The following is a 12,222-nucleotide window of genomic DNA, read 5'->3' as shown; positions in this document are numbered from 1 at the left end:
CGATCAGCATGTTCTGCAACAACGGCGGCGGCACCGAGGCCTGATCCACCGCACCCCGCACAGCCACGGCCGCCCCCAAAGGAGAACAGAAATGAAAGCGATTCTCGCCCTGCAGAATCTGACTCCTCAGAACGGCCCCGAAGAGGGGGAGACCCACATGACGTCGCAGCTCACCAGCGCGCTCAGCATGACGAACCGGTGCACATCCCAGATCGATTGACGCCGAAGGACCTTACGCGTCATCGAGAAAGCCGGAGCTGATCCGGCCGGGGCCGGGTGGGGGTGGACCGAACGGTCCACCCCCACCCGCCGTTCTTCCCCGCCCCTCCCTCCCCGCTCCTTCTTCCCGATATCCGCCGCCGCCTTTCCCGAAAGGAGGAATTCCATGTCGCAGCCCGTGCCTCTGTCGAAGAACCGGAATTTCCGGTTGCTGTGGAGTGCGAACGCGCTCTCCACCCTGGGTTCACAGGCCGCCTTCATCGCGCTGCCGCTCCTGGTCCTGTCGCTCACCGGGTCGGTCACCGACTTCGGTCTCGTCCTGTTCGTCGAGTCCGTCGTCTCGGTGGTGGCGGGCCTTCCCGCCGGCGTCCTGGTGGACCGCGTGGACCGCCGGAAGGTGATGCTGGTCTGCGACGGTCTGCGCGCCCTGATCAGTGCCGTGTTCGTGGTCGCGATGGTCACCGACCGGGTCTCACTGACGCTGGTCATCGCCGCGGGCACCCTCACCGGCATCTCCTCCAGCCCCTTCGGCCCGGCCGCGGGGGCGATGCTGCGTTCCGTGGTGCCGCCCGAGCAGCTGGTCTCCGCGTACGCGGTCAACCAGGCCCGCAACTCCGCCATCGTGCTGGCGGGTCCGCTGATCGGCGCCGCCCTCTACGGGATCTCCCCCACCCTCCCCTTCCTCGTCGACGCGGTCAGCTACCTGGCCTCCGCCGCCTGCGTGCTGGCCCTGCGCCCGCCCGAGCGCCCCCGCCCCCGCCCCCGCCCCCCGGCAGACCGGTCGGCCGCGGACCGGAAGGCCGCCGCGTTCCCGCAGTGGCGCCGCGACCTCACCACCGGTCTGCGCTTCGTCCGCGCCAGCCCCTTCATGCGCTACACCCTGGTCAACAGCACCCTCATGAACTTCGCGATGTCCGCGGTGGTGGTCACCCTGATCGCCGTCCACTCCGGCGCCGGGTCCACCCCCATGAGCACCGGCCTGCTCGTCGCGGTCTCCGGCGCGGGCAACCTGCTCGGCGCCGCCCTCGCCCCGCGGCTGAACCGGCTCCTCAGCCCCCGTCGCCTGGTGCTGGCGGTGGGCTGGAGCACCGCCGTACTCGTCCCCGCGATGGCCGCCGACGACGCCATCTGGTGGACGCTGCTGCTGATCGCCGGGTCGAGCGTGACCGCCCCGGCGGCGAACATCGCCCTGGCCGCGGCGGCCGCCCACGCGATCCCCGACCACCTCCAGGGACGCGTCCGGTCCACCAGTGCCCTGCTGCCCGCCGTGGTGACCCCGCTCGGCCCGGTCGCCGCCGGTCTGCTGACCGACCGGCTCTCGGCACCCGCCGCCCTGCTGCTGTTCGGCGGGATGCTCTTCGCCCTGGCCTGCTTCAGCACCCTCAGCCACGGCCTGCGCCTCATCCCCGACCTGCGCCGCCCCACCGCCGAAGGGCCGTCCGGCTCCGCCACGGACGACCGCGTGCCCGAGCAGGTGCGGTGATGGACCGTTCCGCGCTCCTCGTCCCGGACCACGAGTTCCGGCTCCCCAACGGACTGCGCGTCGTCCTGTCCGAGGACCACCTCAATCCGGTGGCCGCCGTGTGCGTCTGGTACCACGTGGGCTCCCGCGACGAGCGGCCCGGCCGCACCGGCCTGGCCCACCTCTTCGAGCACCTGATGTTCCAGGGCTCCGCCCAGGTCCCCGGCAACGGCCACTTCGAGGCCGTACAGGCGGGCGGCGGCCAGCCCAACGGCACCACCAGCTTCGAGCGCACCAACTACTTCGAGACGGTCCCCGCCCACCAGCTCGAACTCACCCTGTGGCTGGAGGCCGACCGGATGGGCAGCCTCCTGGACGCCCTGACCGAACAGGCCCTGGACAACCAGCGCGCCGTGGTGAAGAACGAACGCCGCCAGCGGTACGACAACGTCCCCTACGGCACGGTGTGGGAGCACCTGATGGCGATGCTCCACCCTCCGGCGCACCCGTACCACCACATGCCGATCGGCTCCATGGCCGACCTGGACGCCGCCACCCTCGACGACGCCCGGACCTTCTTCCGCACCCACTACGCCCCGTCCAACGCGGTGCTCGCGGTCGTCGGCGACATCGACCCGGAACGGACCCGCGCCTGGGTGGAGAAGTACTTCGCTTCGCTCCCCGACTGCCCCGCCGCGGGGGCCGACGCCACAACCGCCGTACGCGAACCGCTGCCCGAACCGGTCCGGGGACAGCGGCGGGCCGTCCTGCGCCATCCGGTCCCGTCCGCCGCGCTGATGTGCGCGTACCGGATGCCCGTGGACGGCACCCGGGAGGCCGACGCCGTCGAGGTGGCGCTGGCCGTTCTCGGCTCGGGCGAGTCCAGCCGGCTCGCCACCCGGCTCGTCCTGGACGACCAGAGCGCGTTGAACGTGTCCATGGGCCTGATGCGGTTCGCGCACGCGCCCTCGCTGGGCTGGCTGGACATCAAGGCGTCCGGCCGGGGCGACCTGGACACCGTCGAGGCGGCACTGGACGAGGAGATCGCCCGGTTCGCCGCCGAAGGCCCCACCGAGGACGAACTCCACCGCGCCCGCGCCCATCTGAGGCGCAAGCACCTGGACGCCTCCGCCACCGTCGGCGGCCGGGCCGACCTGCTGTGCCGGTACGCCACCTTCTTCGGCTCCGCCGCCGCCGCGGCCGGTTCCCTGCCCCGGCTGCTGGACATCACCGCCGCCGAGGCACGGGCCGCCGCCGCGCGCCTGGACCCCGCCGACCGCTCCGTACTCCGCTACGAGCCCCCGCCCGGAAGGACGGCCGACCGATGACCATCCCCGCCACCGCACCCTCGCCCCCCTCGCCCCCGTCCCCGTCGCCCCCCTCGCCCCCCTCGCCCCCGTCGCCCCCGTCGCCCCGGATGATCTTCCACTCGCGTCCGGTGCCGCCCCCGGCCCCGCCCTGGCACCCGCCCGCGGCCCGCGCCGACGTCCTGCCCAACGGCCTGCGGGTGGTCCACCTGCACCGGCCGGGACAACAGGTGATCGCCCTCGAAATCCTGCTGGACACCCCGCTGGAGGCCGAGCCCCGCGCCCTGGAGGGGGTCGCCACGCTGACCGCCCGCGCCCTGTGCCGGGGCCCCGCCGCCACCGGCACCCGCGCCTTCGCCGCCCGGGTCGAATCCTGCGGCGCCACCCTCCAGGCGCACGCCACCGCCGACGGCATCCGGCTCGCCTGCCAGGTCCCGGCCCCCGCTCTGCCCCGCCTCCTGGACCTGCTCACCGAGACCCTGCGCGAACCCGCCTTCACCCCGTACGAGATCGACCGGCTGGTCCGCCAGCGGCTCGACGAGATCGGCCACGAGCACGCCGGACCCGCCCGGCTCGCCGCACTCACCCTCTACCGGCGCCTCTTCCTCGCCCAGCACCGTGCCTCCCGCCCGCCCAAGGGCACCGCCACCACCGTGCCGGGCATCGACAGCGGAGCCGTCCGCGCCTTCTACGACGCCCACGCCCGGCCCGCCACCGCCACCGTCGTCCTGGTCGGCGACCTCACCGGCATCGACCTGCCCCGGCTCGCCGGAACCACCCTCGGCCGCTGGGAACGCCCGCCCGCCGCGCCCAGCCGGCCACCGGCCCCGCTGCTGACCGACCGCCCCGGCATCGTGCTGGTCGACCGGCCCGGCTCGGTCCAGACCCATCTGCTGATCGGCCGCGTCGGCCCCGACCGCCACTCGCCCCGGTGGCCCGCCCAGTCCGTGGCGCTGCACTGCCTCGGCGGCCCCCTCACCTCCCGTCTCGACCGGAAACTGCGCGAGGAAAAGGGCTACACCTACGGCATCAGCGCCGTCGCGGCCCCGCTGCGCTCCGGCGCCCTGATCGCCATCAGCGGATCGGTCGAGACCGGGGTCACCGCCGACGCCGTCGCCCGGATCGCCGACACCGTCGAGGACGCCTCCCGCCGCCTCACCGAGGAGGAGCACACCGCCGCCCGCCACGCCCTGAAGGGGATCACGCCCGCGCAGTTCCTCACCTCCGCCACCACCGCGCGCGTCCTGGCCGACACGGTGGCGGAACGCCTGCCCGGCACCTACCTCCCGACCCTGCACGACCGCCTCGACGCCGTGACCCCGCACGACTCCACCCGGGCGCTGCGCGCCGCGCTGCCGTCCGGGCGGCTGGTCACCGTCGCGGTCGGGGACGCCTCGCTGATCCACCGGTCGCTGCGGGAACTGGGGCCGGTCACCGTCACGGAGTGACCGCCGGCACGGGTGCCCCCGCGGCGAGGTGGAGGCCGTGGGCGTGGATGAGGACCCCGGCCTGGGTCCGGCTGCGGGCGCCCAGCTGCTCCATCAGCTCGGAGATGTGGCGTCGGCAGGTACGCAGGGAGAGGCCCAGGCGCCGGGCGATCACCTCGTCCTTGAGGCCGTCCGCGAGCAGGATGGCCAGGGTGCGCTTGATGTCCTCGGTGACCGCGCGGGCCGCCGCGGGCCCGCTGAGGTACGGGGTCGCCCGGCTCCAGGACTGCTCGAACGCGTCGTACAGGAAGGCCACCGCGGAAGGCTGACGGATCACCACGGCCCCCCGGGGACTGGAGCGGTCGGGGATGAACGCGATGCGCTGGTCCACGATGATCATCTGCCCGAAGAGTTCATCGAGCGTGCGGATGTGCGATCCGGCCGCGCTGGCGGCGCGTACGTAGTCCTGGGTGGGCTGGTGGAAGCGGGCCGGGTGCTGGTACACGCACCGGATGTGGATACCGCGCTCCAGCAGGGCCAGGTCCCGGGGCAGTGCGTCGGCCAGGATCTCGGCGGGCCGCCCGCCGCCGGGCTGGAAGGACACCACCTCGGTCTGGCACTGCGCCACGGAGGCGCTGATCGCGCCGCGGGCCGCGTGGACGTCCGGCAGGATCTCCAGCACCTCGGCGTCGGCGGGCCGCTGGTGGGCCAGGGGCAGCGGGAGCCCTTCGAGGGCGGCGCGCCTGGCCGCGACGCGTCCCTCGCACAGCCGCAGTTCGGCCTGGGCCTCACGCAGTCCGGCCTCCTGGGGGCCGAGCAGGGTGGCGATGGCGTGGTGCGGGGTCACCGCCTCCCACACACCGTCGTCGGCCCCGGGGCGCAGGAGCTGCCAGGCGCGCAGGACGGCCAGGGACGCGGCGTGCAGGTCAGGAGAGAGACCGGCGGCCGGGGTCCGGTCGGACAGGCCGTACTCCAGGGCGTGGTGGTAGAGGGCCACGGCTTCGTGGCCGAGCGGGGGGAGATCGGATGAGGCCGGAAGCAGGGTGCGTTCGGGCATGGATTCTTCCTCTCCGGATGGTCCGTCCGGGCGCGGGCGACGGCCCTTGCCACGGCTCGCCGGACCGTGAAGCGACACCGTGGGCGCGGTGGACGTTGTGGACGCGACGGCCGCCGTGGGCGCGGTGGACGCCGTGCGACCCGGCTGGCCGGCGCCGCGACGCCGTACGGACCGGTCTACGCGGTCGGTGTCAGGGCGACGGCCGTAACGGAATGACGGCTCCCGCGCGGGCCGGTCGTCCCCTGGGGGCCCGGACCCGCCACGCCGTCCCCGTAGCGGGCGCGGAGCGGGTCAGTGCGTGGGCGCGCATCGGATTCTCTCGGCCTCCGGCGGTCGTACGGCCCGACGGGCCGCATGGTGGACGGGATTGTCGCAGCGGCCACCAACGCTTCGCTATCACCGTCTAACGCACCCGTCTCCCCGGGCGTTAGGGGTGTCCCGCCCTCCGGGCCGGATCAGGAGGCGACAGGCCCCACACCGGACGCTCCAGCCCTCACGTCCTCAACAGCCCCCCACAGCCACACCACCCACCTCAGTCCCCCTGCCCCCTTCAGCTTCTCCGTTCCCCTCGGATTCTCCGATCCCCTCAGCCGCCCCGGTTCCTCCCGCCCCTTCCATGCCTTCGGCCTCAGGAACCACATCCGGCGCGGCAGGCACCGTGAAACCCGCGCGTTCCGCGAGGGCGCCGCCCTGGAAGCGGCTCGCGGCCCCCAGTTCCTCCAGCAACTCCGCGATGTGCCGCCGACACGTACGCAGCGACATGCCCATCCGGCGGGCGATCACCTCATCCTTGGCACCCTCGACCAGCAGCCCCACCAGCGCCCTCCGCAGGCTGCCGCCGACCTCCTTGTACGCGGCCTCGCTGGTCCCCCGGAACGGCGTCGCCCCGGACCAGTGCAACTCGAAGGACCGGCAGAGGTACGCCACCACGTCGGGATCCCGCACCAGCACCGCGCCCTCGCCCGAGCCTCCGTTCGCACGCCGCGGAAGAAAGGCCACGGACCGGTCGAAGACCACCGCCCGGTCCGGGAGTTCGGCGGCCGTACGGTACTCGGCACCGGCCGCGGTGAGCCGTTCCACATACCCCTGGGTGGCCAGGCTGGTGCGGGCCGAGTGCTGGTAGAGGGTGCGCATCCGCACACCCCGGTCGAGCATCGCCAGGTCCCGGTCGATGGCTCCCCGCAGATGGCGCGGGGAACGCCCGCCGCCGGGCTGGACGGTGAACACCTCGTCCCAGCAACGTGCCGACTCTTCGGTGAGCATCGCCGAAGCAGCCGCCAGGTCGGGCAGTACGGTGACGCCCTCCTCGCCGCTCCGCGCCCGCCGGGCGGCCCGGTACTGCGGCATCAGGGACTGCAACTCGTCACGCACCGCCTGGATGTGCGCCGCCGCCCGCGTCAGCTCCGCCTCCCGGGGCCCGACCACCTCGGCCGCCGCGGCGTCCGGGCTGACCGGGATCAGCCGGTCGGGGTTGTCCGGGGCCGGCCGGAGCAGGCGCAGGGCCAGCAGAGCGCGGCAGGCCCGCTCGACCTCCTGCGAGGTCAGGCCGAGGCCGGGCGGCACGTCGGGCCGCCGCCGCTCGACACCACCCAGCGCCAGCGCGTGCTCGAAGACCGCGACGGCCGCCTGGTCGAGGCGCGGCAGTTCGCCGAAATTTGTCCTTGTAGTCATGTTCTTCCCCGCAATGCGGCCCTGCTACTTCCGTGCCATGCAGGGTATTGCCAGCCCGGATCGCTGGACCAAGAGGGCGTTGAAGGATGAACTTTGGTCGTCCAGCCGAAACCCCCTCAGCTGCGACATCTGGCGGCGGACTCCGTCCCACGCGGTGCTCGCCGCCACCCCCACCTCCCGCACCCAGGAGCCGTGCTCATGTCCTCAGCCGTCCGCAGCCTCCTCGTCCTCACGGCCCTGCTCGCCACCGGCGCGGGCGCCGTGCTGGCCGGCACCGCGCAGCACGGCGCGGACCTGGAGGGCACGGTCGCGGCGTCCCCCTACGACACCAGCTGGGGTGACCACTACACCCCGCCCCTCCAGTAGGCCCCGCGGCCCTCACCTCGCAGCCGGAGCCGCAGCCGCGGCTTCGCCGAGACCACTCCCCTCCATCACCGTCACGAGTTGCGAGGTCGAACCGCGTGTCAGCACTGCCAGAGACCGCCACACCGGCGGAGCCGGAGCCGGAGCCTGGACCTGGGCCGAGGCGCTCCCGCGCCGAACGCCCGGAGGACCTCGCGCTGCTCCCCGATCTGGTGCGGGCCGCCATCGCCCGCCAGGACCCGGACACGGAGCACGAGTGGCGGGTGACCCAGGCCGACTTCTGGTGCCATGTGGTGCCCGGGGGATCGGTCCGGCGCGACCAGGGCTGGAAGCTGCACGTCTCGGCCACCCCGCTCGCCGCGCCGCTGACCCTGGCCAGGGCCGCCGAGGTACTGGTCGCCCACCGGTGCCGGTTCAAGTTCGCGGGGAGCCCCGCCCGGGTCACCGAGCTGGTCTCTGGCCGCTTCGCACGCGGCGGGTCCGGCAAGTTCATCACCGTGTACCCGGCGGACGACGAGCAGTTCCGGCGGCTCGCCGAGGAACTGCACCGGGCCACCGTCGGCCTGCCCGGCCCCGCCGTCCTCTCCGACCGGCGCTATCTCCCCGACAGCCAGGTCTTCTACCGCTACGGGGTGTTCTCCGCCCCTCGTCAGCTCACCCCCGACGGTGGGTACGTCCCGCTCCTCACCGACCCCGAGGGGCGGCCGGTGGCCGACGAGCGCAACGCCTGGTACAGCCCGCCGGCCTGGGCGGGCGATCCGTTCCCCGACCGCCCGGCGGCCCCGGTCCGCACCGCCGCCACGGCCAAGCCCGTGCTCCTGAACGGGCGCTACCTCGTACGGGGCGCGATCCAGCACTCCAACAAGGGCGGGGTGTTCCGGGCCGAGGACACCCGGACCGGGGAGCAGGTCGTCGTCAAGCAGGCCCGGCCCCACGTGGGCGCGGGGGTGGAGGGGTTCGACGTACGGGACCTGCTGCGCCGGGAGGCGGCGCTGCTGGAACGTTTCGGCAGCCTCCGCCCGGACCAGGCCCCGGACCCGGACCCCGGCCACCCCGTCGTACCGCGCCTCGTCGAGGTGTTCGAACAGCAGGGCAGCGCCCTCATGGCCGTGGAGTCGGTGCCCGGCGCCACGCTGCGTCTCACCGTCGCCCAGCGGCTGGCCGGGGACGGCACCGCCTGCCCGGACGCGGAAACGGCCGCGTCCCTGGTCGGGCAGCTCATCGAGCTGGTGGCCGCCGCCCATGGGCTGGGTGTCACCCTGCACGACTTCAACCCCAACAACATCATGGTCACCCCGGAGGGGCGGCTGCTGCTGATCGACCTGGAGATGGCGGCGCCGCAGGGCGAGCGCTGGGTGCTCGGCGCGACCCCCGGTTACACCGCCCCGGAACTGCGCGCCGCCGAGCAGGTGGCGCCCGCGCTGGAGCCGTCCGCCGACCTGTTCGCCCTGGGCGCGACCGTGCTGCACGCGCTGAGCGGTGCCGATCCGCTCTTCGCCCCGGACCGGCCCCGGGCGTCGGCCCGCCCCGACGAGGAGCGTCTGGCCGGGCTCGTCGAACTCCTCGGCCGCGACCGGCCGGTGGTTCGCGCGTACGCCCCGCTCGTCCTCGGGCTGATGCGGGACGAGCCCGCCGCACGGTGGAGCCTGGAACAGGCCCGCGCCTTCCGCCCGGCACAGCCCGACAGCAGCCGCACCACCACGCCCAGCCACACGGACGTCACGGACGTCACGGAGCTCACCGACCGCGCCGCGCACACCCGTGAACGCCTTCTGCACGACGGCCTCGCCCATCTGATGGCCACCATGCGCCCCGCCCACCCGGAACGGCTCTGGGCCTCGGACGGCTTCGGCGAGACCTGCGACCCGGTCGCCCTCCAGCACGGCTCGGCGGGCGGGGTGGCGGTGCTCGCACGGGCGCTGCGCCACGGTGCGGGGCCCGCCGAGAAGGTGCGCGAGCACCTGCGGACCGCCGCGTACTGGACCGCGGACCGGCAGGACGAACTGCCCGGCGACCTGCCCGGCCTGCACTTCGGCCGGTCCGGTACGGCCTGGGCACTGCTCGACGCCGCGCGGGCGCTCGACGACTGCGACCTCGCCGAACGCGCCACGAAGCTGGCCCTGAGCCTGCCTGTGCGGTGGCCGAGTCCCGATGTGACGCACGGCGCGGCCGGTGCGGGCCTGGCCCAGCTGCACTTCTGGCACACCACCGGGCACGCCCCCTTCCTCGACCGGGCCGCCCAGATCGCGAACGGACTGCTCGACGCGGCGCGGCAGACCCCCGAGGGCGTCTTCTGGCCGGTGCCCGAGGACCACGGTTCGGCGCTGGCGGGCTCCTGGTACTACGGCTTCGCCCACGGCGTCGCCGGGGTCGGCACCTTCCTGCTGCTGGCGGCCGAGGCCACCGGGGACACCCGCTTGCGCGACGCGGCCACAGCGGCGGGCGAGACCCTGACGACGGCCGCCCGCGGCGGTCCCGCCGGGACGCTCTGGCCCGTCGACCGCGCCCGGCACCTCTCCGACTCGCCGGACCTCGCCCGTCACTGGTGCAGCGGCTCGTCCGGCGTGGGGACCTTCCTGGTCCGGCTGTGGGCGGCCGGGGGTGCCGCGGACGACACCCTGCGCACCCTGGTCGACGGCGCGGTCGACGCGGTCCGGGCAGGCCGGGTGACGGACTCCCCCGCCACCTGCCACGGACTGGCCGGAAACGCCGAACTCATCCTGGACGTAGCCGAGTTCACGGGCGAAGACCGGTACCGCGCCGACACGGAACTGCTCGTCGAGCACCTGGCCGCCCAGGCCGTCCTGCGCGACGGCCGCCTCCTGGTGCCCGAAGAGAACCGGCGCACCGTCCTCGCCGAGTACGGCACCGGCCTCGCCGGAAGCCTCTCGCTCCTGCTGCGCATGCGGCACGGCGGGCCCCGCGCCTGGCTCCCCGAGGGCACCACCCCCTGAGACGTCCGGCGGCCACCCGGCCACCGGCAGCCGTTCCGCACCCGGACCGGCCCCCTCCCGAACGAAGGAGACCGACATGATGGAGCACGACATCGACGCCCTGCAGATCCTCCCCGAGGACCTGCGCGCCGAGAACACCCGTGGCGAGGAGCACGCCGCCGCACTGATCACCGCCTGCGGTATCCGCACCAGCGGCTGCTGACGACGCACCACACCGCACCACACCTCGGGGGACCGGCGACCACGCCGGTCCCCCGAGGCGCTGGGGGCCCGCCGCCCAGCTCGCCGGCGCCAGTCGACAGTGACGCCGACGTGGGAGACGCCGACGTCGGCGGCGGTCAGGCCGACCGGCCCGAACGAGGTGATCACGGCGGAGCCGCCTCCCGGGCCACGGCAGTGGCCGGTCGCTCTGGTGACCCGGACGGCCAACGCCACGCGTGCCGCGGCGGCCTTCTCGTCAGCCTCGGCCCCCGGCCGGGCGGGAGCGCGATGCCCGTTGGCTCTGGCCCAGTCCCGGAAGCCGCGGGCGTCACGGCCCAGGCCGGGGAGAATGCGTCCACACGCCCCCGCCCCGCCCTCACCGGCCGGGCCCCACGTCTCCCCCACGACCGGATTCCGCACACCCCGGCTTCGTCCCCTCCGCTCCGAGGCACCGCCCGCGAGGGGTGTGCGGGCGACGGCCCGAGCCGCGGCTGCGGCGATGCCGTCCTCGATGGCCGCGGACACCGGCGACGACATCCACCGCCGCGGCCCGCTCCACCCCTCCCGCAACCCGGCCTCCGACCAGGCCCCCAAGCCCCAGCCCGAGCCCGAAGTCCGAAGCCCCGGAAAACAGGGCTGGCCGGGGGCGGTGACGGTCGGCTGCGGTCGCGGTGGCGGCTGTGCTTTCCTGCTGGACAGCGGCCACACGTTCGGGGGGATCATGGCAGCACTGGGGTTCTTCTTCATCATCCTGCCGTGCCTGGCCATCGCAAGCTTCACCTGCTTCGCTGCGTGCCGTGCTCAACAGCGGCGCGTGTTCAAGGGCCTGGCGTACGTGTGCCTGACCGTTGGTCTCGTCGGCGGGCTGACTCCGGTAGGGGTCCTGATCTGGCTTTCCGCACTCTAAGGGCTGTCCAGTAATCCCTGGTGGATCAGGGTGCGGCGTCAGACGCGGCGCATCGCACGGCGGAGCGACACCCGAAAACCGGATGTATCCGGGCGTCCCGACAACGCGACGAGGTGCCCTGGCTGTCGTCGCACGCCCGCCAGGGAATACGGGACAGCCCTCAGGCGACTGCGGTCCGGAAGGAAAGTGAGGCGCACCCCGGCCGGTGGAGAAGGCGCGCCAGCGCCTCGAAGCCGCACAGGCCGCCCATGACCCGCGCCGTCCGGCGTACGCGCAGAGTCCCGTCCTCGGCCTCCGGCACGGTGAAGTGCTCGGGGCACCGATCGGGCCGAGGAACGCCAACCGCTCGTTCACCGATCGGTCCGCGAAGACCCGTGCCCGCAGGATCCGCCTGCACCACACCCGGCGACGGAGGTCCGCACGCGCGTCCCGTCCAAGGCGGCACGGAAGGCACTGCGGAAGCCCGGCAAGCACCTGGGTCGGCAAGATCCGAAGTAGTTGCTGTACTTCGCTGCTGTGCGACAGCTCAAAGCCCCTACCGAGTGAACCCGGTAGGGGCTTTGATGTGCGGTGGACCTGTGGGGATTTGAACCCCAGACCCCCTCGATGCGAACGAGGTGCGCTACCAGACTGCGCCACAGGCCCTTGCAACGA

General features: G+C 73.8%; 10 protein-coding genes and 1 tRNA gene. 8 read left to right on the top strand and 3 right to left on the bottom strand.

Annotated elements, in window-relative coordinates:
- The 4 genes from ACFVWY_RS20815 to ACFVWY_RS20800 all read left to right on the top strand — a co-directional run.
- Nucleotides 1–220 (top strand): hypothetical protein (locus ACFVWY_RS20815; protein WP_389874398.1); only part of this gene is annotated, 220 nt, incomplete at its 5' end.
- A gap of 165 nt (nt 221–385) precedes the next feature.
- On the top strand, nt 386–1,702 hold the full coding sequence (locus ACFVWY_RS20810) for an MFS transporter (protein ID WP_389874396.1): 1,317 nt from the start codon (nt 386–388) through the stop codon (nt 1,700–1,702).
- Complete coding sequence (locus ACFVWY_RS20805; protein ID WP_389874394.1) at nt 1,702–3,009, top strand: M16 family metallopeptidase; 1,308 nt, start codon at nt 1,702–1,704, stop codon at nt 3,007–3,009. The genes ACFVWY_RS20810 and ACFVWY_RS20805 overlap by 1 nt, the downstream gene beginning before the upstream one ends.
- A gap of 89 nt (nt 3,010–3,098) precedes the next feature.
- Nucleotides 3,099–4,436: a M16 family metallopeptidase gene (locus ACFVWY_RS20800; RefSeq protein WP_389874677.1), complete on the top strand. Its 1,338-nt coding sequence runs from the start codon at nt 3,099–3,101 to the stop codon at nt 4,434–4,436.
- Here ACFVWY_RS20800 and ACFVWY_RS20795 read toward each other — a convergent pair.
- Entirely contained in the window at nt 4,426–5,472 is a 1,047-nt protein-coding gene (locus tag ACFVWY_RS20795) for a LuxR C-terminal-related transcriptional regulator (RefSeq protein ID WP_389874392.1), read from the bottom strand. The two genes, ACFVWY_RS20800 and ACFVWY_RS20795, sit on opposite strands and share 11 nt — an antisense overlap.
- 501 nt (nt 5,473–5,973) lie before the next feature.
- Complete coding sequence (locus tag ACFVWY_RS20790) at nt 5,974–7,143, bottom strand: hypothetical protein (RefSeq protein WP_389874389.1); 1,170 nt, start codon at nt 7,141–7,143, stop codon at nt 5,974–5,976.
- A 198-nt stretch (nt 7,144–7,341) separates the two neighbouring features.
- On the opposite strand from ACFVWY_RS20790, the gene ACFVWY_RS20785 reads away from it, so the two are divergent.
- The 4 genes from ACFVWY_RS20785 to ACFVWY_RS20770 all read left to right on the top strand — a co-directional run bounded on the left by ACFVWY_RS20785 (nt 7,342) and on the right by ACFVWY_RS20770 (nt 11,568).
- Nucleotides 7,342–7,509, top strand: a complete 168-nt coding sequence (locus ACFVWY_RS20785) for a hypothetical protein (protein ID WP_389874387.1) — start codon at nt 7,342–7,344, stop codon at nt 7,507–7,509.
- Between the two features lie 95 nt (nt 7,510–7,604).
- Nucleotides 7,605–10,460, top strand: a complete 2,856-nt coding sequence (gene lanL / locus ACFVWY_RS20780) for a class IV lanthionine synthetase LanL (protein ID WP_389874385.1) — start codon at nt 7,605–7,607, stop codon at nt 10,458–10,460.
- Nucleotides 10,461–10,536: 76 nt separating this feature from the next.
- Nucleotides 10,537–10,662 (top strand): hypothetical protein, encoded by a 126-nt coding sequence (locus ACFVWY_RS20775; RefSeq protein ID WP_389874382.1) that lies wholly within the window; start codon nt 10,537–10,539, stop codon nt 10,660–10,662.
- 510 nt (nt 10,663–11,172) lie between these two features.
- Entirely contained in the window at nt 11,173–11,568 is a 396-nt protein-coding gene (locus ACFVWY_RS20770) for a hypothetical protein (protein WP_389874379.1), read from the top strand.
- Nucleotides 11,569–12,139: 571 nt separating this feature from the next.
- Here the strand turns inward: ACFVWY_RS20770 and ACFVWY_RS20765 are convergent.
- A tRNA-Ala gene (locus ACFVWY_RS20765) sits at nt 12,140–12,213 on the bottom strand.
- Nucleotides 12,214–12,222 lie beyond the last annotated feature (9 nt).

Origin of the sequence: Streptomyces sp. NPDC058195 (genome assembly GCF_042883525.1) — a bacterium.
Taxonomy (GTDB): Bacteria; Actinomycetota; Actinomycetes; order Streptomycetales; family Streptomycetaceae; genus Streptomyces.
Note: the sequence above shows the minus strand (reverse complement) of the source record. Positions and strands in the feature narration are given on the sequence as shown.

Bases quoted from the DNA above. Each gene is read 5' to 3' on its own strand.
- ACFVWY_RS20770 (WP_389874379.1), top strand. From the start codon at position 11,173: ATGGCCGCGGACACCGGCGACGACATCCACCGCCGCGGCCCGCTCCAC.
- ACFVWY_RS20790 (WP_389874389.1), bottom strand. From the start codon at position 7,143: ATGACTACAAGGACAAATTTCGGCGAACTGCCGCGCCTCGACCAGGCG.
- ACFVWY_RS20810 (WP_389874396.1), top strand. From the start codon at position 386: ATGTCGCAGCCCGTGCCTCTGTCGAAGAACCGGAATTTCCGGTTGCTG.
- ACFVWY_RS20805 (WP_389874394.1), top strand. From the start codon at position 1,702: ATGGACCGTTCCGCGCTCCTCGTCCCGGACCACGAGTTCCGGCTCCCC.
- ACFVWY_RS20775 (WP_389874382.1), top strand. From the start codon at position 10,537: ATGATGGAGCACGACATCGACGCCCTGCAGATCCTCCCCGAGGACCTG.
- ACFVWY_RS20795 (WP_389874392.1), bottom strand. From the start codon at position 5,472: ATGCCCGAACGCACCCTGCTTCCGGCCTCATCCGATCTCCCCCCGCTC.
- ACFVWY_RS20800 (WP_389874677.1), top strand. From the start codon at position 3,099: ATGATCTTCCACTCGCGTCCGGTGCCGCCCCCGGCCCCGCCCTGGCAC.
- ACFVWY_RS20785 (WP_389874387.1), top strand. From the start codon at position 7,342: ATGTCCTCAGCCGTCCGCAGCCTCCTCGTCCTCACGGCCCTGCTCGCC.